This is a genomic window from Pseudomonadota bacterium (assembly GCA_018817425.1).
In the GTDB taxonomy this organism is placed as follows: Bacteria; Desulfobacterota; Desulfobacteria; order Desulfobacterales; family RPRI01; genus RPRI01.
Genome location: JAHITX010000080.1, coordinates 23,523 through 49,611, shown reverse-complemented (window position 1 = coordinate 49,611; position 26,089 = coordinate 23,523). Strand labels below are relative to the sequence as shown.

General features: G+C 44.6%; 15 protein-coding genes. 2 read left to right on the top strand and 13 right to left on the bottom strand.

All coding sequences use genetic code 11. The features are described from left to right. Window positions 1–17: 17 nt before the first annotated feature. From KKC46_14160 to KKC46_14150, 3 genes are all read right to left on the bottom strand, one after another. Complete coding sequence (locus KKC46_14160) at window positions 18–842, bottom strand: hypothetical protein (protein ID MBU1054953.1); 825 nt, start codon at window positions 840–842, stop codon at window positions 18–20. A 13-nt stretch (window positions 843–855) separates the two neighbouring features. Beyond that, window positions 856–2,646: a hypothetical protein gene (locus KKC46_14155; protein ID MBU1054952.1), complete on the bottom strand. Its 1,791-nt coding sequence runs from the start codon at window positions 2,644–2,646 to the stop codon at window positions 856–858. Between the two features lie 145 nt (window positions 2,647–2,791). Further along, window positions 2,792–3,004 carry a hypothetical protein gene (locus tag KKC46_14150; GenBank protein ID MBU1054951.1) on the bottom strand — a complete coding sequence of 71 codons (213 nt, stop codon included), beginning with the start codon at window positions 3,002–3,004 and terminating at the stop codon, window positions 2,792–2,794. A 579-nt stretch (window positions 3,005–3,583) separates the two neighbouring features. Here KKC46_14150 and KKC46_14145 point away from each other — a divergent pair. Then, window positions 3,584–6,634 carry a PAS domain-containing protein gene (locus KKC46_14145; GenBank protein MBU1054950.1) on the top strand — a complete coding sequence of 1,017 codons (3,051 nt, stop codon included), beginning with the start codon at window positions 3,584–3,586 and terminating at the stop codon, window positions 6,632–6,634. Between the two features lie 12 nt (window positions 6,635–6,646). After that, window positions 6,647–7,792 (top strand): PAS domain-containing protein, encoded by a 1,146-nt coding sequence (locus tag KKC46_14140; protein MBU1054949.1) that lies wholly within the window; start codon window positions 6,647–6,649, stop codon window positions 7,790–7,792. 97 nt (window positions 7,793–7,889) lie between these two features. Here KKC46_14140 and KKC46_14135 read toward each other — a convergent pair whose 3' ends face one another. The 10 genes from KKC46_14135 to KKC46_14090 all read right to left on the bottom strand — a co-directional run bounded on the left by KKC46_14135 (window position 7,890) and on the right by KKC46_14090 (window position 26,088). Then, window positions 7,890–14,453 (bottom strand): hypothetical protein, encoded by a 6,564-nt coding sequence (locus tag KKC46_14135; GenBank protein MBU1054948.1) that lies wholly within the window; start codon window positions 14,451–14,453, stop codon window positions 7,890–7,892. A 37-nt stretch (window positions 14,454–14,490) separates the two neighbouring features. Continuing rightward, a complete protein-coding gene (locus tag KKC46_14130) occupies window positions 14,491–17,730 on the bottom strand; it encodes an LXG domain-containing protein (GenBank protein ID MBU1054947.1) in 3,240 nt (1,079 codons plus the stop codon). Continuing rightward, complete coding sequence (locus tag KKC46_14125; GenBank protein ID MBU1054946.1) at window positions 17,727–19,289, bottom strand: hypothetical protein; 1,563 nt, start codon at window positions 19,287–19,289, stop codon at window positions 17,727–17,729. The genes KKC46_14130 and KKC46_14125 overlap by 4 nt, the downstream gene beginning before the upstream one ends. Before the next feature lie 8 nt (window positions 19,290–19,297). Further along, entirely contained in the window at window positions 19,298–19,840 is a 543-nt protein-coding gene (locus KKC46_14120; protein MBU1054945.1) for a hypothetical protein, read from the bottom strand. A gap of 1 nt (window position 19,841) precedes the next feature. After that, window positions 19,842–21,071 (bottom strand): hypothetical protein, encoded by a 1,230-nt coding sequence (locus tag KKC46_14115; GenBank protein ID MBU1054944.1) that lies wholly within the window; start codon window positions 21,069–21,071, stop codon window positions 19,842–19,844. Beyond that, window positions 21,071–22,042 carry a hypothetical protein gene (locus KKC46_14110; protein MBU1054943.1) on the bottom strand — a complete coding sequence of 324 codons (972 nt, stop codon included), beginning with the start codon at window positions 22,040–22,042 and terminating at the stop codon, window positions 21,071–21,073. Before KKC46_14110 ends, KKC46_14115 begins: the two co-directional genes overlap by 1 nt. Before the next feature lie 79 nt (window positions 22,043–22,121). Further along, window positions 22,122–22,622, bottom strand: coding sequence for a hypothetical protein (locus tag KKC46_14105; GenBank protein MBU1054942.1), 501 nt, complete (start codon window positions 22,620–22,622; stop codon window positions 22,122–22,124). Window positions 22,623–22,637: 15 nt separating this feature from the next. Further along, the gene (locus KKC46_14100) at window positions 22,638–23,930 is read right to left on the bottom strand and encodes a hypothetical protein (GenBank protein ID MBU1054941.1); all 1,293 of its coding nucleotides are present in this window, start codon (window positions 23,928–23,930) and stop codon (window positions 22,638–22,640) included. A gap of 5 nt (window positions 23,931–23,935) precedes the next feature. Beyond that, window positions 23,936–25,648, bottom strand: coding sequence for a baseplate J/gp47 family protein (locus tag KKC46_14095; protein MBU1054940.1), 1,713 nt, complete (start codon window positions 25,646–25,648; stop codon window positions 23,936–23,938). Then, complete coding sequence (locus tag KKC46_14090) at window positions 25,645–26,088, bottom strand: GPW/gp25 family protein (GenBank protein MBU1054939.1); 444 nt, start codon at window positions 26,086–26,088, stop codon at window positions 25,645–25,647. The genes KKC46_14095 and KKC46_14090 overlap by 4 nt, the downstream gene beginning before the upstream one ends. Between the last annotated feature and the right edge of the window lies 1 nt (window position 26,089).

Sequence of the window (26,089 nt, the reverse complement as noted above, 5' to 3'; positions counted from 1 at the left end):
GGATAGCATTAATGTTTCTAATTATTCGGACATGCCTCAGGCATTCCCAGCCTTTTACCCCAAAAGCCTGATATTGAATCTGCCCTGTCCGGTTGGACGTTATTTAGAGCATCTCTGAATTCATTCCAGGCCGGAATGGCATAAACGCACCATTGTTTGATTTCCACCCCTTTGTCAAAATCTGAAGGAATGATTTTATCTTTTGTGAAAGCCTTTGGTGTTCCTCTTAGATCAGCCCAGTTCTTTAACACTGACAGTCTTGCTATTACAAGATATAACCCAAGGCTGTCAGTACCGCGAATCTGGCTGTTGATATCTTCTATCGAAGAAAGCAAAAGTCTCTTTATGCCGTCATAATCGTAATCTTTTGCCGCCATGTGTCCGTGTGCCTGATCGTTTTTTATAAGACCGCTCAGTGCGTTCATCAATGCGCGATCTCTGGGAAAGAGTTTAATCTCTTTATCACTTTTGGCCATGCCAACAGTGTTTATTGCATCATCGTATTGTCCTATTCTCCACTGGGCAAGAGCCTTGAGCGTATATGCCGTACCAAGAAGATTATCTTTTCTAAGCTTTTGCTCCTTTTCATCTATAAGATTTGCAAGTATTTTTGATGAAAGATGGTATGAAGCATTTGCCTGGGCACTGATCACAAGTGCATCACCCGATAAAGGGTCAGTTTTCAACTGGTTTTCAAGCATTGCTGCGGAATTGAAATGATTTTGAGCCTCTCTTAGTTCTTTGATATGAGATACACAACCCGATATAACAGACAATAGTGCAAGTACAAGAAAAACGCGGATTAATTTATTTATATTTATCCTGTAAATAGCTGGTAACATGGGCACCTCCTATTTATACCATGCTTATATTTTCTATGGTTATCAGCAATGGCTCTAATGAAAACTGTTTGCCTGCGGCAATAACCTCCACGGTTTCATTAAGGGCTTTTCTTATTTTTAAAAGAATCTCCTCGGAAACACCGGTTTCTGATATCCTTGACAGTACAGTTGATACTATCTCAACAAAAATTTCAGTGCGGCCCAAAATCCACAGCACATCGGGTTTTGCATTAACAGGCATGATCGTGTCAATGACCACTTCCAATACAGCCAGTATCGCCATTTGCTGCTTGCCGAAAAGGGGTATCTCATATATCAGATCCCTCCTTAGTGCCACAGCCGTAATCGTAGCTTCAATTACATTCAGTAATGTTTCAGGACTGATGCGTCCGGGCGGAATATTGCGTAATACTGCAAGTGCGGCTTCTATGGCAGTTGCAAGTGTGGAACTCTCTTTTCCTGCAACCCTGATAAGCCAGCCCGGATTTTCAACCACTTCATCTAACACTGCATTGAGTAATTCAACAACCTGACTTTTTGAAAGCCGAAGCGCCCATTGCCCTTCTCCAGGTGTCTTTGAAAGCAGATTGAGCAATTGACTTGATGCTGTTATCAGCAAATGTTTTGCCGGATCATTTCTAAATTCATCCGGCCAGAGAAATTCGACATTACCGGCAGTTTTTTCAAGAACTAATCTCATAACTTCCGGAATAATATCAGGACCGAGAACCCTGGATGAGTCTGCAAGTTCAATGGCTATCTGGCTTAAGATATTTGTTAAACCTTTATGATCGATTCCTATCAATTCCGGATTTTCAGAAACCGTTTTTAAAGCAGCTCTAACTATTGTATCAAGACCTTCCCGACTGATGAGTTTTGACAGATCAACAGTATCTGAATCAATGATTACATCAAGTACTGATTTGCCCACTGAACCAACAAGCACCTGATTTACCGGGTCGTCAATCTCTAAATAAAAGCCGGGACTGGCGTATATTACTTCACCGGCGTTGGCAAGTACGCTGCGAAGCACAAGTTGTGTCCAATCCTGCACATTCTCCCGCTTATCAAGATCTTGGCCCCCAAGTTTTTCTATTCGCTCTTTTGCATCCTTAATAAGACCCGTTGCAACAGCCTCAACCAGCTTTTCAGTTTTCTTGTCAGCATTTAAAAGAGCCGGATTATCCCCTATGGTTTCAATTACTGCAATAAATAAGTCTCTTATAAGTACATCAACCTTCTCCTCGGCAAAATCGATATTATCGATCGATTTTAAAAATCCTTTCAAAACTCTGCCTGTGGAAGATTTCTCATCTACTGCTCCGGGAATATTTGCAAAGTAGTCGATGCCGACCTCGATCAGAGTGCCGGCAATCCGCTGAAACGGAGACGGGAATGGACTCTTCCGGTTAGCCCATTGACGAACGCTTACAATGGACAAAAGCGCTTCTTTACTAAGACCGATATCATCTCCATCTACTTCACCGGCTCTGATATTGCCATCACGCTGGTAATCAACATAAAATGCCATGTACCTGCGTTTTTCATCCTTCGTCATCTCTCTTGTCTGCTTCATTGAGATATCGTAAAGCTCTTTCAGATCCGGGTTTTCGTCTACATAGATCTGCCCCGCACCATGGAAATACCCGTCAGCAGTACCTATTGAAGGTTTAATATCGAAGTTTGGCAGAGGCAACGTAAGGTCGCGCTCTATTGTTGTTTCAATATAAATTCTCTTGCCCTGTTGAGCAAGTCTGATACCCGCCTTAATTCCGAAGAGTATCAGCTCAGCCATACCTGTCATGTAGTCACCTCCTTTTATATCAAGCTAACTATGCTGTCGCAAAAGCAGTATCGTTCAAAATGCCCCTTTAATTCACGGCACCGCTTTTGCGACTGATTCGCTGCTGGAGTATAGTTTGCGACATTTCAGATGAACACATGTACCTTCAAAATGGAATGTCTTCTTTATCTGAATCATCTTCAAAATCAAAAGGCATCATTTCATTTGCCAAATCAAAAAAAACACCCAAAGACTCACATAAATTTTTCACAATTCGACTATGAACTTCTTTCTCATTAACATCCTTTGCTTTTGACATTGATTTTAATGCAGAAACTAATTCTTTTGACAAACCATCTATTATTTTTTCAGGTTCCATTAATTCTCCTTTTCATTTTATTCTGTTAAATTGTTTGTTTAAACGTTTTGAAATTGGCTCTGAAGATAGTAAAATAATGGCCGAAAAAATAATTGACCATTGAAAATAAGCAGATTAAATTCGTTTTGAATAAAGCATGTTATGGCTTATATGTCAATATAAAGTATCAGAATATTAACGGAATCTGATATCTTATGTATCTGCAAAACTATTCGTGCCGACAGAACATAAAAGCCAATTTCTACTGTTTTTTGTTCTCAATAAATCACTAAATAACAAGCAGGTACATTCTGACAATTATATTGACTTTATTGAATTTAATAATAGTATTTAAAATACCTATTAATTAAAATAAAATCAAATGATTCATAGATCCACTTAATATTTCATCAGGCCCGGATATTATACAGATAAATCTATATCCGGAATATATATTTTTTATAACTTAACTATTTTATAAAAAAGGCAAAACGCCTATTACTCAACTTCCCGTGACCCCAAGGCATACTATTTTACCTTATAGCTGTCTATAATAAAACCGGTGGTCGTCTGTACGGATAATCAGGAGAAATAATAAGCATGAAAAACAAACCCAGGCCTGAACCCCAGAAGAAAAAACGGGCCAAAATTATACCGGAAGAAACATCACCTGAGCAAGCAATTGAAAGCATAGGCGCTGACATGCCCTTTCCCGTTGTCGGCATCGGCGCATCAGCCGGAGGCCTGGCAGCCTTTGAGGCATTTTTTTCAGGTATGCCCGCAGACACCGATCCGGGTATGGCTTTTGTTCTGGTCCAGCATCTGGCACCGGATCATAAGAGCATCTTAACCGAACTAATCCGTCGCTACACCCGTATGCAGGTTTTTGAGGTCGAAGACGGGATGGTTATAGAGCCAAACTGTGCCTATATAATTCCGCCCAACCGTGATATGGCCTTTATAAACGGTAGCCTCCAATTGCTGGAGCCCTCCGCCCCGCGAGGCCAGCGTCTTCCTATTGACTTTTTCTTCCGTTCGCTGGCCCATGACCAGCGGGAACGGGCCATTTGCATCGTGCTTTCGGGCACCGGCAGCGACGGTGCTCTGGGAGTGCGGGCCATCAAGGGCGAGGGTGGCATGGCCATGGCCCAAAACCCAACCTCAACCGAATACGACGGCATGCCACGCAGCGCCATCGCTACCGGCATGGTGGACTATGAGCTTTTCCCGGGCGAGATGGCTGCTCAACTCATTGCCTATGTTGCCCACGCTTTCGGGAACTCTCCCGGAACGGCTTTTGCTTCGCCGCCCCAATCTGAGAATATACTTAAGAAGATCTTCATACTGTTGCGCGCTCAGACCGGCCACGACTTTTCCCGGTATAAGCCGAGCAGCATCAACCGTCGCATCGAACGGCGTATGGCACTTCATCAGATAGAAACGCTTGACAGATATGTCAAATTTCTGCAACAGAATCAGGTCGAAGTTGAGGCTCTGTTTCGTGACCTTCTTATCGGTGTTACAAATTTCTTCCGTGATCCTGAAGCCTTCGATGTTCTCGAAAAAAAGATCATCCCCGAGCTTTTTGCCGGCAAGCCTGCAGATAGCATGGTTCGCATCTGGGTACCGGGATGCTCAACAGGCGAAGAGGCATATTCCATCGCCATCCTCCTTCAGGAACACATGGAAGCCCTGAAGCGAAACTACAAGTTGCAGATATTCGCCACCGATATTGACAGTAATGCTATCAGCAAAGCCCGTGCCGGCCTCTATCCGTCAAGCATTGCGGCCGACATCTCACCGGAAAGGCTGGCACGCTTTTTTTCAACCGAGACTGGTGACACCACTTATCGTATCAATAAAGGCATCCGGGACATACTGGTTTTTTCGGAGCAGGATTTAATTAAAGATCCGCCATTTTCCAAACTTGACCTTATCAGTTGCCGTAATCTCATGATCTATTTAAACGGAGAGCTGCAGAAAAAGCTGATCCCCTTGTTCCACTATGCGTTGAAACCGGAAGGCATGCTCTTTCTGGGTACTTCCGAAACTATTGGCGGGTTTGACGATCTGTTTGCTGTAATAGATCGTAAATCAAAGCTGTATCAGCGCAAAGAATATTTTCACAGCTTTCAACGCCAGGCTATAGGGCGGTTTCTTCCTCCCATAACGGCAAGAGAGGTTACTGTTTCGCATACAGCAGGAAATACGGTCGGTAAAAAAAAACTGCCGCTTCGCGAACTGGCTGAACAATCTATTTTGCAGCAAATCGCCCCGGCCGCAGCACTTGTAGACGGAAAAGGGGATATACTTTATCTGCACGGCCGTACCGGAATGTATCTTGAACCTACCCCCGGAGAGGTTGCTGTTAATAATATCCATAAAATGGCCCGCGAAGGGTTGCGGCACGATCTGACTATTGCCATCCACAAAGCCGTGGCAACAAAAGAGGTCATACGCTGCTACGGCCTGCGCGTCAAAACCAACGGCGACAAGACTACGGTTAACCTGACCGTACGTCCGGTGCCGAAAAACCCCTTAGCGTTATCTGAGGCGCCCCTTTATATAGTAATAATAGAGGAAGCGCCGCAACCGGAACCGGGTAGCAGTAATCATCCTGCATTAATCAGTGATCAGCTGCCGACCGGTTATGGATCAGACGGGCTTATCGCAAATACTAGTATAGATGCGCTTAAGCAGGAACTGTGTGTCAAGGAAGAATATCTGCGGAGCGCCAATGAGGAGCTGGAAACCTCCAACGAAGAGCTAAAATCCTCCAATGAGGAAATGCAGTCTGTGAACGAAGAATTGCAATCAACCAATGAGGAGCTTGAAACTTCCAAAGAGGAGCTGCAATCTGTTAATGAAGAGCTGGCGACTGTAAATACCGAGCTGCAAACAAAAATGGCCGACCTTACCCAGGCTAATAACGACATGAACAATCTGCTGGCCGGCACCGGTATCGGCACTATCTTTGTGAACCATCAACTGCACATCCTTCGCTTTACTCCAAATGCCTCCAGGATTATTAACCTTATACCAGGCGACTTAGGAAGACCAGTCGGCCACATAGTATCTAATCTTATAGACTATGACAGCCTTGTGACAGACGTGCAGACCGTGCTGGACACACTGGTTCCCAAGGAAGTAGAAGTTCAGGCAACGGACGGCAAATGGTACATGATGCGCATCCTTCCATACCGTACGCTGGACAACATAATTGAGGGTGCAGTTATCACCTTTGTTGAAATAACCGAGATGAAGCAGGCAAAGGAGGCACTTCTAAAATCCCAAGACCTGGTACGTCTGGCGGTAGTAGTACGCGATGCATACGATGCAATTACAGTATATGACCTTGATGGACATATACTGGCATGGAATCCCGGAGCAGTCAGGATGTATGGTTGGAGTGAGTCTGATGCACTGAAGATGAACATCCGTAACCTTATTCCTTCCAAGCTGCAGGAAGAAGCATTGGCCAGACTACAGCAGCTTGGTCAGGCTAAAATCATAGAACCGTATCATACGCAGCGGATCGCTAAAAACGAAACTATAGTTGAAGTCCAGATAACTTCCACTGCTTTAGTGAATGAATCAGGGCGTATATATGCGGTTGCAACAACGGAAATGGAAACCGGACGAAAAAAATAAAGGAGCCCCATAATGAGCAGCAATGACAACCGTTCAGGACAATCCGGGCCTGCAACAAGCCAGGTGCTGTCTTTACGCCAGGATGCCGAAAAATTTTTGCGGGAAAGAGCAGCCCGATCGCCGGATTTTCTTAAAACCCTGTCGGCTGAAGAAACGCAGCAAATACTCCACGAACTGCTTGTGCATCAGATCGAGCTTGAAATGCAAAATGATGAGCTGCGCCGGGTACAGGTAGAACTTGGAGCTGCCGGAGCCCGCTATTTCGATTTGTACGATCTTGCGCCGGTGGGTTATGTTACCATTAGCGAAAAGGGGGTGATTCTGGAGGCGAATCTTACTGCCGCCAACCTGCTTGGTATAACTCATGGCGAGATGATCAAACAGCTTTTTTCCAGATTTATCCTGAAAGAAAATCAGGACATCTACTATCTGCATCGTAAAAAGCTTTTTGAGGCCTATTCCGCAAATAAAGAACAAGATACCGAACCGCAGGCTTATGAACTGCAGATGGAAAAAAATGATAATACAAAATTTTGGGCGCATCTTACCGTTACCATTTCACATAATGCCGACTGTACCCCTGTGTGCCGTATCACGATAAACGATATTACCAGACTCAAACAAGCGGAAGAAGATGCAACAATGTTAGCGCTGGAGTGGGAGTCTACCTTTAACGCTTCTAACGATATCTTCTGGATTTTAGACAATGATCAGCGGATTTTGCGGTTAAACAAGGCCGCAGAAAAGTTCTTTCATCATACCTGCCAGGATTTGATCGGCAAACACTGTTTTGAAGTTGTGCATAAAACATCGCATCCGATCCCTGAATGTCCTTTCCTCCGGTCACGCCAGAGCCTGCAACGTGAGGACATGGAACTACAGATCGGCAATGGTTGGTTTCAAGTCATCACCGATCCTATAATAAACAAAGCCGGCCAGCATACCGGTACTGTTCATATTGTAAGTGACATCACCAAACGCAAACAGGCCGATGAAAAAATCAGGAAGCAACTGGAGGAACTGCGCAGATGGCAGGCTGTTATGATTGGGCGTGAGGGCCGTGTAATGGAACTTAAGCATGAGGTCAATGAACTCTGCCGCCGCATAAACGAGCCTATTCGCTACCATAGCCAGGAAGACAGTCCGGCGGATTCCTAAGTACAGAGTTTCATAAAAATTTTGTTCTAAGAGCCAAAGCAGTACAAAACTAAAAAATCAATACTCCGGCAAAATAATGTTCCCACCAGGGCTTTCGCTATACAATCCGTATCGTTCGTCTTGCAATCCTGTTTTCATCATTTCCATCGGTTACAAGAACCCGCCTTATGGCACCTGCATCTGCGGAATCAAATGTTATATCAACAGTAGAAGGAGTTACTATTTCAAATTCCACATCGGCAGATGGTGTTACTACAACACTTCCTGCCGTTACAGCGGGATCGCCTGGCTCTGTTGTTAAAGTGAGAGTAATTGTATCACCGGCTGCGACATCATAAGAAGGGGCAGTTAAGCGAAAATGCGGTTTTAGTTTTATCGTTGACGTTAATGTAGTTGTAACAGGAGGGTTTGCGGGATCGGGGTTATCGTCTACTTCACCAACATCTATACTGAAAGTTACATCTACTTCTTCTTCGGGCGGATCATTTGCCCCAAGATTTACTTCAAAAATACCGCCGTCACCGATATATGCCTGCATTGCAGGCTCTATTTCTACATCAGGATCGGGATTGACCACAGGATCAACATGATCTGCGGGAGGTGCAACAGGATTGTAATTAAAAGCTGTTGTAAATACTGTTATGCATGGAACCGGCACAAGATAGAAACCGGAATTTCCGGGTCGAAGTTCATCTACTTTATTTATTTCCCAGTTTGAAAACAGATCTGAAACTGAAGGGATACCGCTTCTTAATAAAAGTTCATCCGTAACTTCAACATCAATCATCCTGACCGGAATATGAATATCTGAAAAAGCATTCACACCATGTGCCGTCAGCGCTTCATCAACAAAAGCACCGTTATCATATCTGTATATACGGCTGATTTCAACAGGAACCGGATCGGTGCTTAGAGTAGTTTGTGCTGTAATTTCATCTTCTCCATTGCTATGTAAAATATTACCCCCATTGCCTTCAGGAAGTGTAATGGCATAGCTGCGGTTTCCTGTGGGTTCGACATTTATATGAACGCGCTGTGTTGCAAAAAGGGTTAGTGTTTGATCGTTTTCTATGGGGTTACCAAATACCGATACGGTTACATCGTGTACAGTTACCCGGTAAAAGGTTCTTTGCAGTCCGTCTGATGTGCGGACAACGCGATCCGCCATATCTATGTCGTTTGGAACCGTAATCAGATTCTGGTCGTTTGACGGACGGCAAAAAGCAATATATGCGCCTGTCACTCTTTCAAGCCTTGGAGGCAAAGGTATTCGCCCCTGATTTGAAAGCGTAAAGCTTACAGGGTCTATAGCAGTAGTCAGCGGATTAAGCGGATCAGCTGCATTTTTTTGCACGAATATATCGGCAACTTCCAACCCGGTTCCTGCCGGAGTTTCGGCTGCTCCGTTTGGATCGGCGGAAGCTGCAGCAGTATCGGTTACTGAGGGCAAAAGGCGTGCTGAATCTATATTATTTATATGAGTTCCGGGAGCATCCTGCAAACCTTCGGTAATAACGGTCATACCATGACGCCCTTCTATTACATAGCCACTTGGTTCTGTTGTGCCAAATTTCCATGGGAAAAACCAGTATCTGCCAATGTCACCCACATAAGGAAAATTCGGATCTTCATCATCATCCACCTCGCGGCTGAAATCTTCCGGTTGTCCCGGAGGCACAGATGGCAAGCGTCTTCGTGTATAATTATGAAGACGTCCCAGCGGGCTGTAAAGATCACCACTTTCCTCAGAGGCTTCCTGTTCCATTTCAGACAAAAAGCCTTCGCCTGCCGACTGTTTAAATGCATTGTCCCAGAAGAAATAACCAAGAGCAGGAAGAAGTGAGTAAGATTGTGTTCCGAAAAGATATCGCCCAATCCTTGTCAAAACATCCCAGAAAGAACCTCGTTCCATATCAATGGAAAGATTTAACCTGCCCCATGGATCAAAAAGTATTTCAGTCCATCCCAGTTCCATTTCATCTATGAGCCAGCTATCAAGCCATCCCATTGGATCATGCGTGCCTATTTTTGCAATCCTAAAATTAGTCTCGCCTGTCGGAAGAGGAGGAATATCCTCAAGTTCAACAATACCGTCGGAAGTAACATTACTAACATTAGTGCGAATTGATTGAGTACCGGATGTAACAACCACTCTGTCATGGCGTGCAAGTGTGAGCGAATCATCACCCACAGCAAATACCTGTATTGCAGCAGGTCGATTCGTGTCTGCAATTGTTGCCGGATAATAGGAGTTTGAATCCCAGCAGGAACCGGGAGTATGTGTTGAATAAGGAGCAACCTGAACCGTACCTGTAAAAGACAAAGGCGTACGAACAAAAATTACTGCCGGATCAGGCTCAGGCAATGCTTCTTCCCCTTCTTCCGGGGCAGGGCGACCAACTGAGCGAACAAGGCTGGATTCCCCGGATTGAACGATAATCCGGGCAGCACCGCTAAAATGCACTGTATCAGCTTCATTATACAATCTTATCTGAGCGCCATCGTTTTCCACTTCCGCCTGGTAAACATCACCGGAACCGCCGATCCCCCGAACCGCAGCATATATAAGACGATACAGGCCGTAAAAGATTCCGCCGTAGGTTGCTCCTACAAGATTGTTCATTACGGAACCGTGAGTAAAGAGTTGAATAATGTTTACAAACCATTGAGCAGTTTTTGCTCCTGTGCCTATGCATCTGCGAAGCTGAACATTTCCTGAAAGGGTTGTATTGGTTATACGAAATTTACGTTCATCTTCTGCGAGCGGATCACCAAGTTCCATCACAACCTGAGCCCCTCCGTTTGTTACCTGTACCGAATCACCTTCCTCAAAATCAATGCCCTGAAAATCGGGTATGTGCAAAACGCGTATACCGTTTGATCTTACAATTTCACCACCAACATAAGGAGAGAATTCAGGTTCTTCTATATCGGTTGTAAGCTCAAGTATCATTTCCAGAAGCCATACAGGGAAAAAAGCAACCAGCAAAGGTCCCCACTGGGTACACTGGCGGGTATGAATAAGTTCGTGATCCCGTAAAGCCTCATAACGGGTTAATTCATAGCCTATATCCTGCGGAACATAGGTTGTACCTCCGGAAAGTTCCCCTTCCGTTTGAGTTAAAGTATCACGAAAAGCCATTGCCAGTATGCAATCATCAGGATTGCCTCCGAAAGAACCTGCCTCAGGCGGATCAAAAGCCATAATACGAATGGTTTGAGCTTCTGTTGTAAAAGAAGCGCAATATCGTGTTTCGTCGCAATTCTGCGGTGCGGTGATACGGCAGGCATTGCCGTATATGCCCGGATCATCGCCGAATTCTATTTCAAGATCAGGTGTATGAGTGTTATCAAATGAAACAGGAAAAGCCGCCTGCTCATCGACTATTGCAAAATAATTATGTGCTGCAAAAGGAGCATTTTCCCATATATTAAAAGATACCGTATCCGCATCTTCCTTGCCGGTTCCGGCAATCGGATTGCCGTTTACGGTTTGCCCTTTGATTCCGGCTATTGGGCTGCCGGTTGCCGGATCAACCGGTATCAGACGTCTTATGGTTCCGTTTAATACAGCGGGTGCAGGAAGGTTTCCCTGACCATCTACAGTCATGGTTGTTCCGTCAATGGATACTATGCGGTAAGCCATACTGACCGGAGCGCCTGCCGCATTCCAGGTTATTTCGACCATCTCTCCTTCTACAAACCGTGGCATCTGAACACGCGTATCGATTCCGCCAATATCTACATATGGCAACGCCGTTACAGTGACGGCATCGGCAAATACAGCATTGTAGGCCGGGCCGTCCGGTTCAAGCGGAACAATTGAAAGCCCTGAAGTATTTAATTCAAGAAGCCGGTCGAATTGAAAACTCATACTAATGGATTTTATACATACGGGTGCAAAATCGGCATTATCGTCTATAACTGCAATCTGGCCCGCAGAAAAATCTCCGGGAACAACCCAGCCTGCCCCCATAGTAGCCGTTGCAAGCCAGTTCCCGGCAGCATTTGCGGCGTTTGCAACATTAAGCCCGGAAATATCCGTAAGCGCAGCACCTATAGGTGTTTGCAGGGCCGTACCGTTTATCCGGTGAAGCAAAAAAGCTTTGGTATTTTCCAGATCCGGATCCGAATTTAGATCCAAAAGGTTCTCGACCGTAAACGAGCAATCACTGCCGGTAAACTGCTGCGCTGCAGGCAAACCCGAAAAACGTTCTGCTTCGTATTGCTGTGTTGTATCTCCCGCCAATGGCGGGGAAACTTCTATGCGGTCGTAATTAAGACCTGTTACGGTTCTTGTTGCCTGATTGCCTGAAGCGTCATCTATTAGAACATAGCCTGTCGAAGGGGCTTTTCTTACATCATTTGCTTCATATGTAATCTGCGGATTGGCTTCTACATCCTCATTTCGTGTTCCAACAAGCTCTGTTTCCTGATATTTTTCCCAGGTAACAGGATCACCATCACCTCCCACATCGCCAAGTTCTCTGTCTACAACACGGTCGTCACCCTCAACCCCGGTAACTATGGTTACTATGGTATTACCGTTTCCCGTTACAATTATAATTTCACCTGTTGCAGGTTTTGGATCAGCTGCTTCAAAATGGAGTTTATTGACATCTGCGGTGCATTCCGCACCTTGAGCTCCGTCAGGTCCAGGCTCAAGTGTGGTTACTGTTAAAGGTTGCACCATTGTATCAGGCAATTCTTCATCTATTGCAATTTGAGCTGTAAACCGGCTTATAAAAGTGGCGCCGACCGTTTCATTGTTTTGAATAAGACGAACAGGCTCACTTCGCACATAAGCGCCTGTTGAACCAATCGCATCAAACTCGGTATCGGACACAGGAGCGGCAAATACGTCGGCAGGCGCTATCGGTGCACCAAGACGCTGTAAATCAAGACCGGCCTGATCTACAATGCCGGTTAAGTCATGCTCCAATACAATATGGGTTTGTCCGTTAACTTGTGCTTCGGAAACAGCAGTTGTTATAAATGCCCGCAACTGAGCATCCGTTATCAGGATAAAATCCGAATCTACAACCGGGATCGGAGCTGTTGGCACAATAATTAAACTTCGATTGCTGATTGTTCCCATACCAACAGGGCCAAACGGTTCAATTTCCGTGCATCTGCATGGAAAATTATCATCATCTTCTCCTTTTCTCAAACCCAAAATCGGGCCATCAAAGTGCAGGCCTCCTTCCGGAAACCAGGGTACAGGAGAAAAAGGTATGACTTGTTCGGCAGCTCCACCGGACCGTGTCCAGCCTCTTGCGCGTTCTGCCGTATCTACATTGCCGGGATTTCGAGATCCGCGAAGTAAAAATTGAGTTCCGTGGTCGGGAATACAGTGCAAAAGTGTTCCGCAAAGAGTCGGAGTAAAACGCGTATCAGGAACAAATACATGGGCATCTTCAAGCTTTAAAAATTCCTCTACCTGACCGAGTATCATATGCTGGAAGGTTTTTGCGCGTTCATTTGCAATACAGCCGTTTCTTATTGTTCCGAAACTTCCGGTGCGTTCGCTTTCTATATATTTGGATTCACCAAATTCTTTTGTCTTTCCGGCAAAAATACTTCCCCACAGGTTTATTACAGGCTCAAAGCCCAGCCATCCGACAATATTGTTTTGTAAAGACCAGGTAAGATCACTTAAAACCATCCATCCGTTTACTTCTCCGGTGGGATCGGCATATGTTACAGGATCATTATAGCATAGTGCATAAACACCAGCAGGCTGAGCATCCACTGCAAGAGTGCCCTGATATCCTTCTTTTCTGCGTGGATCGTTTTGCGATCCATCAAAAGGATCAGGAGCATTATAGCTTGCTGTTCGCACATCAAGAATACGCGAACGGTAGTGCATAAATCCTTTGTAAATACAGCCGCCGAAAAGGCCCGGAACGCCATTTTGATACAAAAGCGATTCCCCGCATGCATCTCTTGGTATCTGCTCAGCATTTTGGCGTGTAATAATTCGTGTGGGTGTGCCGCCCGGATCGGTGCAAAACAGGGCAAAAAGTTTTTGTCCGGGTTTACCGTTTATTCTTCCGATACATCGAAATCCGTCCCAAAGCCATGTAAACAGGATATTGCCGCTTTTATCCTTTACAGTCCAGAGTCTTCCAAGATTATCGCGATGCCATGTTTCAGGCAGTTGCGGTATATCTTTTCTTTTATTGTTTGCATCATAAGATATATGTTCTACCAGATCGTTTTCCTGCATCTTCACAGGGCGACCGATAAGGTCATGTGCTATATGTCGTGTACCAAGCGGCGAATCTATTCGCACACAATTATGCCCCTGATATGTATACTGCCAGTCTCCTTTATTTGTGCGGCATAGTGTGATTCTATTATCTTTATCCCGGATAATTTCAGTTCCGTCTATATGATAAGGACGCCCGTTTTTATCCCACAAATATTTTTCAACCCAGCTTCCATGTATTGTCTTAACAGAGCGAAGTAATCCCTGGCCGCAGAGTATTTCGTCCACTATGGCAATATCTTCGTCGTAGTGATACACCGACCCGGAACAATATAGATATGTGCGTTCATTGCAGAAAAGTCCGGTTAACCGTTCTTTTTCATCCCGTGTATAAACAAGTTTTTCCGAAGTTCCGGGTATAGTAAAAGATTCTGTTTTAGAGCGACTCATTGTTTTATTCCTTAAAAAAACTGAGTTTGAGATTGATCTATCCTGTTGAAACACTAACCGATACTTGTGCCGATCCGGAACCGGTTGCATACCGGATTGCATTAAGCAGAGCAAGAATTTCGGAACGGATAATTTCAATGCCACGTTCAAATTCATCTACCACCCGTGGCCCCAGTTCATTAACCGATTCGAGTAATTGTGAAGGATCTAATGTTTTAAGCTGTGCGCCGATATGATCCAGCGATCTGTCAATATCTTTAAGCGCCTTTGTTGGCATTGCATTTTCAATCTTTTCAAAAAACTCAGGGCCTATAGGAGACAACTCACTTAAAAGCTCACTCGGCTTAAGCGCTTGTAAAGCCAAGCTAAGTGCAGATATAGTCTCCCATATTTCTTCCGCCAAAACGGCAGGATCGTATGCCATAATGGTTTGTTTTATTGCTCCGTGAATTTCTCCAAGTTCTGCGGCTAATCTTCGCGGATTTAAAATATCGATTTCCTCTTTTAAAACCGTTGTAACTCTTAAGAAGCGATGGGCCAGTACACCAGGATTAAATGTCTGCACAAGCTTTGTAAATCTGTTTATAAAGTCTCTTAGCGCATCTTCGCCTGCATCAAGAAACTGGGGAGTTTTTTGCATGACCGTAGTAACCAGCGCATCAAGTTCCGCTGCTATAGGTTCAGGATCAAGGGCTGCCAGAAAAGAATCTGCATCCCTGCAAAGTCGGGAAAGGCTGGTTTTTTCCAAAGAAAGGGCTATTTTTTCAAGATGGGAGCCCATTACTCCTGCTGCTGTTTTTGCCCCGCCCTTAACAGCATTTTTCACCAGGCCACGCGAGTCGCCAAGTTTTCTGCGCATGGAAGCAGGCCCGGCAAGAGCCACCATATGCATTGAAGCGTTTATATCTATTTCACCTGCCGATATATTGACTGAAATTGCCGCCTGTGCCGAAAGCTGGGCTCTTGAAAGCGGCTGCAAAAGATCTTCCATCCACTGGTATACCCTGCGATCAATTTCCAACATGGCGGAACTTAGGCTGCGTATATCTCTTGCCAGACCGCCGCACAGATTATCAATATAGCCAAGAACATCTCCGATGGCTCCTTCTTCCAGGTCATTAAGGATTTCTCGCAGCTTGTTCGGAAGATATCCTAAAAGGCGCACTATATCACCCGCCCTCACTTCGGGTTCGTCAGTTGGCGCCTCAACAGGAACGCGCTCATCGGAACTTTCCCGAATGCTTGCTCCCGGCACCATCTCCGCTAAAGGAGCTGTGATAGCTTGCGCTGCCTGTTGCCCAACTTCGTTAACAGCGTTTGCAACACCTCGTACCGCATTTTCAGGCGTCGGCATAGGTATGGAACCAAGAAGAGAATCATATGCTTCTATAAGAGGAGCCATCAACCTTGCAGGAGCAACCGCATCTACTGCATCAAGGACAGCCTGATAGGGTCCCCTGATGCTATCTGCAACAGGCCGTGGATCAAGTGTTCCTATAAACGAAGCAGCTTCTTCCACTATATTGTCAAGATCTCCCAAAAGAGTGGAAAGATCAAAATTTCTTAAAGTATCAAGCGCCTCTTTTATCTCATTTTCAAGAGATGTTATAAGTTCATCAGGGATAAGATTCGTTATCAGATCTGCAACAGTCTGCAAGCTTTCGTTGATGGTTGTTCCGACTTCCTCCGGTATTTCCATTTTAGAGGCGGCCTGACGAAGCGGCTGTATAACAACATCAAAGTCTATACCTTCAATGGATGATATCAGTTGTTCTATAAGCGGTCTGAGCGAATCAGGAAGCGGCATTATGGTAAGCAGCGTTTCAGCGGTTTCACGCAAATCAACCAGTGCGTCTTTCACCTGATCGGCAGCCTGTTCTATGCCAAGCTGATCAATAGCTGCGGTTACGGAATCTATAAGGGATTTGAAGTCTGCCAAAGCTTGTGCGGCTTGTTCCAGATACCCGACTGCCTGTGAAGAAAGTGCATTTATTTCTCCGCCGATTGTCTCTATAAATCCGGTTATCTGATCCAATACACCGCCGATTACATCTTCAACACCCTGCAATGCCGCCTGAATATCCGCCGTAAGCGCTTCGGGGTCAAGCTTTTCTTCTATACCGTTTAAGAGATCCTTGACCATTTTTACAGGCCCGTCCAGATTTGCATCACGGATAGCCCGTGCTATGGAAAAAAGAAAATCACGCAGCTGGTTTCTATACTCTCTTAAAGGAAGTTCTCTTAAAAGAGAACGTATCCAGTTTTCAAGCTTTACTACTTGTTTTTCAATAGGCTCGACAAGGTATGTGTTTACATATTCTTCAAGAGTTTCGATCAACTGTGTGAGAATATCTCCAAGTATCTCAGGAGGCAGATTTTCTATAAACAGCCTGATCTTTTCCATTTGCTTTCGCCATGATTCAAGTTGTTCAAGCACATTTACTTCAGCCTTGTTGAACACCCCGGAAACCCCGGAAACAGAATCAATAATCCGGCTTACAGGAAGTTGGCCGATCCGGGTGGCTACCTGCATAAGGTCATTGTTTAAAGAAGTAATTGTTTGGGCCCTTACAGTTTCCAGTTGAGCAAGCGCTGCCGTTAATTGCGTTGAATCACCTGCTGAAGCTGATACCGTGACGTCATTTAAAGCAATTATTAATCCGTCTGTTCTGCCGGACGGCAAAGATATATCCGCTATACCGTCCAAAATACCCGAAACTCCCGATCGGATTACAGAAAGGGAATCTATCGGGAAAGGATTAAGTATTTCAAGTGCCAGTTCAGCAATCTGCCGGGGATCTGTGGGACGTCCGGTATCTACAATTTCTATAATTTGTTTAAATCTTGGAAGATCGGGATGAACAAAGCTTTGTACATTCATAACCGATGATGCGGTATCAAGAATATCGCCTAACGAAAGGCCGAGTACTTTTCCAAGTTTTGTTGGATCATCGCCAAGGCCCTCTATCAGAGTAGCAATAATTTGAGCACCGCTTTGTATTGCTTCAAGATATTGTGCAATAGGAAGATAATCGGTATCTATAACATCACCAATTGAGCCCACAGCATCCACTAAAGGCAGAAGCAGTTTTTCAGGTGAGTCGAATTCTTCCCTAAGCTGATTTAATAGCTCACCGAGAGCTGACAGAGCAGCATCTGCTGCTCCGCGCTCAAGGACATTTTGGATATCATCCGAATTAATAGAAAGAGATATTGACTCCCTTGCTGAAAGAATAGCTGATATGTCCAGACTTTTTAAATCATCGAGTAAGCTCATCGATTATACCTTAATTTTATATCTGAAAGGTCTACAGTACAAAACAGACTGCTATACAGCACAGGATTTGTTTTGCAAAAAGGACCCTTTGGAAGTGAAGTTGCCGGTAAATGTATTGTTGTTTCCTCAATTGCCAGAATCTGAATATCATCTACAAAAAGAGGGCTGCCTTTCGGATCGGGATCAAACACAGCCACACGTATCAAAGGATGCGGATCGAAAACCCAGAAAAAGCGACCGCTTAAAGCCTTTACAGACAAGGCATCAGGACATGGGCTAAGTGTAACACCCGCAAAATCCGCCCAGATTGCATGTAATTTCTGTGCCGGTTCTATTTTCAAAACTACTCCCGGACAAGATGGTGTAAACAGCGTTTGTCCGCTAAGTGTTCCGGGCTGTATCTCCAGCTCGCAAGGTACCGGCGCACGACCGATTACGGCAATGCGGGCAATCGGAAAACCGTTTGAACACACAGGAGGAAGTTTATATAAAAAAGCATTTGAATCAAGTATCTTTCCCGAAAAATCGCCTGTTTTCAAGGGAATATCATCCGATGCCTGTTCAAGTATTCTGATACCGTTATATGTAACACTAAGATCAGCATTTGCTTCGTCCGGAGTTTCAAAAGGCAGCACTTTTTCAAGTGAAACCTCAAGTGCTTCTCCGCAAAGCTCGGTACGATTTACTCCGTCTATAATATGACAAAGTTCACCGGAAATAATAGGCTGGGTAATTTTAACCGCAGCCTCGTTTGAGCTTTTCAGTAAAAATACTATATTAAGTTCCTGATTATTTCCCAGAGCCTCATTTAATGCAGCCTGAAGGGGCAGCCGAAAGTCAATCATAACCGGTGCTGCCTGCTCGAATTCATTGGGGAATGTCCAGATTGTTTCTCCATTGGGTGCAACAAGCTTGACATCTGCAGGCAAATTAGCGGCAACTCCTGTGATTGTGGAACAGCGAAATAGTACCGGCTCAAAATCTTCCGGCTGATCTTTTTTTACAATATTTAACCTAACGGTTTCAACAAAGATATCCGCCACGGATAAAACGCCGTTTGAAAAGGAACATTCAATCAATGCGCTGGGAAGTACTGCCCGCGCCGGCGGTGCGGGCGACGAATATATGGGAGTAAAACCTCCTCTGCCGTCAGGAATAGACAATACGATCTTAAGGCCGCGTGAAGACAGGTCGTTTCTGGAAGCTACCGATTCATAGCCATCGTTGCTGTCTATGCCGGTAAATACCTCAAGATCGGCTATCGCAAGCTTTTTCAAGCGGGTCATAGAATCAAATGTTATTATGCAATCAAGGTTTGATTCGCTGAAACTATGAAAAACTTCTCCAAGCTGGAGTTCCCGGGACACGCTTTTGATATAAAACAAAGCGCCGGATACAATAGCTTTTGTAAGTCCATCGGTATTTTGCCATGATATCTCAACAGCATAACCATCCGGATTAATATTTACTTCGGAAAACGAAAGAGCCTGAAGAGAAAATTGTCCGGCTGATGCTTTGTAATCAGTACTGCTTTCAACTATTGGACTTGCGATTGCCATAAGTACCATCAATCAATTGTTGCAGTGATGGGAATTTGCTTAATCGGTTCACCGGTTATTCCAGGTGTTCCAACCGGCCAGAACCATCCCAGAGCTTCAATCTTTATTTCTCCGTATTCACGATCGGTAAGCGTTACAGATGGCAAGGTTGCTTCTTTGGGTAAAAGGTTTTGTATCAGATAACCCGGATCGGCATCTTGTGGAAAGGAGCTGCCGTTTTTTACCTCAAAAGCATTCAACACGTAAAGCATTGATTCAATACCCTGCACGCATTGGGCGCGGGCGCCGGAGTTTGACGGGTAGCACAATAAAGAAACCATGCAGCTTAAATACAATACTGCACGAGGATCATCATTTCCCGGAACAATTAGCGGACGCCTGTTTCCCATGTCGGCTTCACCCGGCTTAACAGAAATTACACCAAGAGAAATAACAACTTGATTAGAGGTAGTAATCTTGCTGCCATCTGATACGATAACAGTTCCGCTAAACGGTGCCTGTAGACGCGTATTCAAAAGATCCGCCAGGCCGCTTTGAAATTCGGTTATCATATCAGCCAACCCTTTCCGTCTTGACTACCAGCTCCTTTGCCTGCTCAATAAACTGGTATTTTTTAATGCGATCGGAAGATACGTGAAGAATTTCAGCAAGCTCTTCATGAGAAAGTGCTGCGAGTTCTTTGTAGGATTTAACATGCGCTTCATTAAGGCGTATCGCAAAGGTGGTACCTATTCCAAATATTTTTGTAAGATCATTAATTTCGTAGCTCGTATCGCCGGGGTCGGAAGGAATCTTGTCAAACACTGTTTTTAATATGGAATCTTTCATTTGCGAAAGTTTTTTGTCCAAATCACCACTTAGTAATGTAGTTTTTTCTTCAATTATAGCACCCAGTTGATCTTTCACCATATCCTCGATAAGATCTTTGGGCTCCGGGACTTTTCTCAGAATTTCTTCTCTGATTGGAGCTGCGATCTTTTCTGCCTGCTTTTCAATTATCTCCTTTAAAGCATCATTGCTTTCTTCATGAACCTTTTCTAAAAGGCCCTTTGTAGTTGCATCAATCAGGTTTTTTATCGCCGCATCAAGTTCTTCTTCCGTTACCAGTGTGTTTTCCATATCTGCAAGCCGTATTTCCAGTTTGGATGCATCCAGCAATTCACCTGAAGAATTTTCAAGTCTTTTCCGAAGTACTTCAACACTTTTTATACGGTCGTTTATTCCGGTCATATCGGCGATTTTGCCGTCTATTTTAAAGGCATCCGATGCTTCCATCACCGAGGCAAGTTCTTTCTTGATACTATTCAGGGAGGTGCGAAGTTGCAATACATCATCACGTCCGTCGGCCATACTGTCTATTTTCCGACTAATGGTTGTAACGGAAGATTCGCGGACAAGATCTTTTAACTCAACATCTGCGACCTGGTTTCTGACAGTTCCCACATCGCTTGTCATCAAATCGATGCGGCCGGAAATTCTTTTTGAGTTTAACTCTATTTTTGCAATTCTGGCTTCAACAGCGGGTTCGCCAAGCGGACCCTGTTCCATATGTTTTCTAAGCTGTGGGGTCAACCATGAAAGCGCTACCTGCTCCGGATGAGTATGCGGCAAAACTCCGGATTCACTTTCTTTGGCAAGGATTGTCTGAGCTAAAAAGATCAAAGCCTTTGCCAGTGTATTCCAGTCCTGTGCCTGAACCGGATCACCTGTTTCCATTTGGGCAAGGGGTTGCAATCTTTCCATAAGTTTTTGCAGCCTTTCCAGATCAGCCGGCGTTGCCATTATTTACCTCCTGTACTTGTTGCCTTGCCAACGGCGCTGTTAAATTTCAAACCGCCGGTTGCTGTGGAGCTTTTCCTGTATGTGTTTATTTCCTGATCGGCAGATACTACAGGGCCGGTTTCGGCATAGAGATTGGCCAGCTGCATGGCTTTTTGGACCGATTTGTTATTAATAAACGTATCTGCATGATCTCCTTTGGCTACTGCCATTTCGTTTATCTTTGTCAGCAGAAAACTGCCTGTTGATGCAAGTTTCTGGGTAAAATGGATAGTATTTGCCTGAGCTATATCTTCCATATCCTTCACTCGTGCTAAAACACTTTCTCTTATTGCGTTTGTTGCATCTGCTGCATCGAGAGTTTCTTCTACGTTTCTTTTTAGATTAGCTATCTCGATTTCTCTTTGCAGTTCAAGAAGACTTTTGCCATAAGCCTCCGAAAAGCGCATAAGATTACCCTGGACCTCGCCAATTTTTTCAGCTATTTCCGGATGATCATGGCCACGGGGAGAAATCAGGTTGGTAAGTTCCAAAACCGCCTTTGACAAGTCGGAAACTGCATCTACCAATACGTTCCAGTCATTGCTTTTAATAACTTCTCCAGGAGCTTTGGGACTAAGAGGTGCGACCTTTTCGGCAGCCTCGGTTGCCGCTTGCTGTACAGGCGTTAAGTCAGCATCGGGAATATCTCTTATAGGCGAATCTTTGAACAGATCTTCAGGTATCGGAACATGGACTACTGTCGGCTGCTTTTGCGGATAAAGCCTTATCCTTCGCTGATCAATAGGATTTATCAGGTTTGGATGCTTAACTTTTAGCTGATAAAATCCGGGGTTGAGATCACGAATGGTCAATGATCCGTCACGAAATGGTTTTCTTTCCAGTTTAGTACCTGTACTTTCTTCTACCAGTTCAAATACCGCATCACGATTTGCAGCGGCAAATCCGCGCATTTTAAAATTAAATGATGGCATAACTAACGCCTCCTGGTTTTATAATTCAAATGTTACATCAGAGCCAGTTTCATATCTGCCAAACCGGCTGCAATCAGACTTAATACCACTGCAAATCTCCATAAGGAAATGATACTTCCCAGAACATCGTCATTTCATGATCATCTCCTTTTGACATCGGGGAAAAAATCACTCTATTGTACAATGCCGATATGCTCTCGTTTTTTGATATAAGGCCGGCTTCTCGAATAGTACCCACGGCAGCTGCGGCAGGAAGTGTACCACGCACTTTAACGGTATAAACCCGTTTTTCGGGATTATGCTCAATGCTAAATGATTCCGGCGGCAATATCGTTTCGGTTTCACCTTTCAACGGTTCATATTCACCGTCCGGATCATTAACCAGTGCTGCGGTGCTGAAATCATCGGACTCGGGCATATCGGATGTTCCGACTCCCATATGGCTGATCGGAAATCCCTGCCCTGAAAACAGACGGGCAACCAGTTCACCACCTCCCTGCATTACGGCATTATCAGCTGTGCGCCGGTCAATAACTTCACCATTTGAGTTACGAAGCTCGATTAATAGACGTCCTTTCATGGTAATTCCTTTATTTTAACTAAATTTAACATTTTCAAATTCCGATTTCCCAAATATTGCTCCGGTTTTCGGCACCGCATCGGACCCGGTCGGGCCGTATGAGCTAAAAGTTTTTGGTGAAATATCGCACAAATTATCACGTTGATGCTGAACTTCGGTAAAAGGAGCCAGGCTGACTTCTGCCTTTATTCCTGCGGCTTTCAGTTTGTTAATACCGTTTTGCAATGAATAGACCAGCCGCTTGCGCTTTGTATTGGCGGCATCTTCTCCGCCTTTACGAAACCTCATTATACCACCACTAAGAGTGACGGCAAAAGATGCCGGAACAGCTTCGTACCAGGCGACAGCAAGTTTAATAAGAGGTTGCTGATAAAATAATGATTTATCAAAACAGGTTTCATCCATACGGCCTTGTTGGGTATCAGTCCCTGCAAAAGAAAGAAGAAACCGATCAAGCCCTTTCTGATCATAGTGCGCAAGAGGCAGAAACCAGAGCCGGTTTTCTCCCCTGACAAGTTTGATTGCCCGGGCCGGTTCAATGTACTGGTCATTATTCCATGCTACACCGGCCTGATAGCCTTCAATTGAACGAAGCTTTGCGGTAACATCAACTCCTTCAAGTGATGCAGATGCAAGCCCCGATTCATTGGCTGTTATCCAAAGACGTTTACCGGGCGGTATTTCACCAAGATAGATTAACGCCTGACCTGTTGTGATATTTGCACAAACAGGAACATATTCGGGTGTGGATACCATACCGGTATAAAGCATATGAAGATACGTATCATCTATTCCCCGCTGAAAGATTGCAAACTGATGAAGCGGTTCAATACCTCCAGTTTCAGGAATATATAAGTATTTTTTAATTTTCGGGTTTTCAATAAAACTGGCAGCATCTTCTCCGGTATTTTTTTGAATGCCGTCATTTTCCTGCCAACTGCGTACAGGCGGAATAAAAACCGTATCGATAGCATCTTGATAACGGTTTGTATACTCTTCAACAAATGACTTAAGGCCATGGACGGTTGTTGTGCCGTTTATCAGCCAGCTATTTCGCAGTGCATGAACCCATGCCCGGAATTCTCCCAGACTCTGCCAGCTTTCGTGCTCAATACCCAATATAGCTGCAAGCTTTCTTGCCTCTGATATTTCTACCGTGCTGTCAAACCAGTGCGCCTGCTGAACAAAAAGCATAAGCTCATCTGATATTTCCACCTGGAGACCCGGAAGCGCCAGAATCCGGCCAACCAGATCCCCTTCACGGTAAAGTAAAGGCAAACGGGAAAGCATATCTTCGATATGAGCCATATATATTAACCTTCTCTGACTTCTATTGTGATTTCATCACTTTGGAAAACATCATCTATACCAGGAACATATTCTCCAAGGCCGTCTGAGAGCTGGAAAAAGCTTTCTTCTACTTCAACGGTAATCAAGGCTTCATCACGAACCAATACAAATCTGCTGTCATCACGTATGGCCGCAGCCATTGCATCGACAGTAAGCGGAACCTGAGGGCTTCTTGTTGCAAGAAAACCATCAAAAGCCATGGTTATGCTTTCATCAACTTCCTGCTGTGTAACTGCTGGTTCAAGATAAACCGGAAGGAATGCGCTTACCGTGATGGTTTGTGCGACAGGTGCTGTAGCATCTTCAGGCTGAATCAGAGGAAATTCGAAAGGCTCCTTTACTTCGATTATCTCATTTGTCGCCAGTGTTAGGCTGTCTGCCGGAGAACTTCCTTCACATATCAACGATACTGCACAGTCAACCACTGCCGGGTTTTCCAGCACTATCGCCCCCAGTTTGGCCTGTCGAACCGAACCTCCTGCCGGAATTGCCGACAGATGATCTTTAATTTTTTGCGTAATCTCATTTTTAAGAAGCTCTGTTTCTTCTTCCGGCAATCCTCTTCCTGCAAGGGTAAGAGATATTGAGACCGAAACTGATTTATGAAGCGCTACACCCTGTATGATACGGACGCCTGCGGGTCTGAGCTCTTTTAATCTCTGCTGAACTTCTTCAAACACATCATCGGTTTTGTTGCTGTAAGCTATTTCTACTTTAAGTTCACCCGGAATATCATTTGGAAATTCAGTAATTGAAACACTTTGGACACCTTCTATCGACAAAAGACCGAATTTGATGGCATCAAGCGTACCATGCAAAACGCCATGCAAAGCACCGGAAGTTCTCTTCCTCAAATCTTCATCTGATTCACGAACAGACATGCGCCTGGCCGGTTTTGGATTTGTCACTTCTCCTATTCCGGCAATAAGTACTTCCAAACGGGTTAAAGTATTTTCTTCAACTTCCTTTGTGCCCGGGCCTTCTCCTCCGGCCAGCACTTCCCGTGACTGCTCATATGGTTCCAGGATAAGCGAACCAAGAGTTAAGTATCTGTTGTTATTACCGTCACTAACCACTGTATCAACCGGTATTGTTATGCGTCCAGCAGTTTGCGGTATGCGGGAGAACTTCAAACTAACCACCGGATGGCCTGCCGGCATTCGTTTTACTCCTACAAGCGCCACGACTTTATCAAGGGCATTATTTGTTGCGGTTTCAAGATATGCCGATTTGTATACAAAATCCAACTGCTGTTCGGTAGTGGCCAGTTCGCGACCGAAAGTTTCCATCATAGTTCTGGCAACAGATCCAACTGTAACATCCGTAAGAGGAGTCGGTTCTGTTTCTACCGGATAATAATTAACAACCAGAGTTGAGCCGATAAGGGGCATATTGCTATCTTTCCGGAATCTAATGGAATCCGGACCATCATTTCCGGAGGCTATCAATTCATAGTCATTGGGCGTATAACGGATTTTAGTTTCTTTGCCTTCCGGATCTCTTCTGATTTCTTCTATATGAGATATGCGTCTGACGGGACGTTTGGAAAGTTTACGTAAAACAATCGCATCTTTAACACCTGCCTCAACGGATAAAGTTTCCCGAACCGTACCACCGGTCATGGTAGTAAGCAAATCTCGTACAATTTCTTCGTAAATTCGAGGGGTAAAACTCATATACTGACCTCTAAAGAGAGTGTTAAGGTTTCTTGTTCATTAACAGGACGTACTTCCAGCGTAAACACAAAGCTTGAAGGAGTTTCGGATTTTCGGTCAAAAATAACACGAACAGCCTTTGCTTCAACCCTTGGTTCCTGTGCCACAGTTTCAAGAACATACAAGCGGCACAGATTTCGAAGTGCTTCCGTTTTACGACGGCCAATAAGTTCGTGCAAACGGGAACCGTAGCTCAAATGCCCTAAAGATTCTAATGTCCCGCGAGGAGTCAAGAGTCTTAATATCAATGCCTGTGCAATCAATACACGGTCTGTGGCGGTATCCGGATCAACAACTTGTGTTGTTCTTCCTTTACGTTTGGTAACAATATCAATCTCGGCAGCATCATGTGCCGTCAACCAGGGAACAACAAAAAGATCACTGCCATAGTTTTGTGCCATA

Excerpts from the sequence above, each read along its gene's own strand:
- KKC46_14130 (MBU1054947.1), bottom strand. The coding sequence starts at position 17,730 with ATGAGCTTACTCGATGATTTAAAAAGTCTGGACATATCAGCTATTCTT.
- KKC46_14120 (MBU1054945.1), bottom strand. The coding sequence starts at position 19,840 with ATGATAACCGAATTTCAAAGCGGCCTGGCGGATCTTTTGAATACGCGT.
- KKC46_14160 (MBU1054953.1), bottom strand. The coding sequence starts at position 842 with ATGTTACCAGCTATTTACAGGATAAATATAAATAAATTAATCCGCGTT.
- KKC46_14110 (MBU1054943.1), bottom strand. The coding sequence starts at position 22,042 with ATGCCATCATTTAATTTTAAAATGCGCGGATTTGCCGCTGCAAATCGT.
- KKC46_14145 (MBU1054950.1), top strand. The coding sequence starts at position 3,584 with ATGAAAAACAAACCCAGGCCTGAACCCCAGAAGAAAAAACGGGCCAAA.
- KKC46_14135 (MBU1054948.1), bottom strand. The coding sequence starts at position 14,453 with ATGAGTCGCTCTAAAACAGAATCTTTTACTATACCCGGAACTTCGGAA.
- KKC46_14140 (MBU1054949.1), top strand. The coding sequence starts at position 6,647 with ATGAGCAGCAATGACAACCGTTCAGGACAATCCGGGCCTGCAACAAGC.
- KKC46_14150 (MBU1054951.1), bottom strand. The coding sequence starts at position 3,004 with ATGGAACCTGAAAAAATAATAGATGGTTTGTCAAAAGAATTAGTTTCT.
- KKC46_14095 (MBU1054940.1), bottom strand. The coding sequence starts at position 25,648 with ATGAGTTTTACCCCTCGAATTTACGAAGAAATTGTACGAGATTTGCTT.
- KKC46_14125 (MBU1054946.1), bottom strand. The coding sequence starts at position 19,289 with ATGGCAATCGCAAGTCCAATAGTTGAAAGCAGTACTGATTACAAAGCA.
- KKC46_14105 (MBU1054942.1), bottom strand. The coding sequence starts at position 22,622 with ATGAAAGGACGTCTATTAATCGAGCTTCGTAACTCAAATGGTGAAGTT.
- KKC46_14155 (MBU1054952.1), bottom strand. The coding sequence starts at position 2,646 with ATGACAGGTATGGCTGAGCTGATACTCTTCGGAATTAAGGCGGGTATC.
- KKC46_14090 (MBU1054939.1), bottom strand. The coding sequence starts at position 26,088 with ATGGCACAAAACTATGGCAGTGATCTTTTTGTTGTTCCCTGGTTGACG.
- KKC46_14115 (MBU1054944.1), bottom strand. The coding sequence starts at position 21,071 with ATGGCAACGCCGGCTGATCTGGAAAGGCTGCAAAAACTTATGGAAAGA.
- KKC46_14100 (MBU1054941.1), bottom strand. The coding sequence starts at position 23,930 with ATGGCTCATATCGAAGATATGCTTTCCCGTTTGCCTTTACTTTACCGT.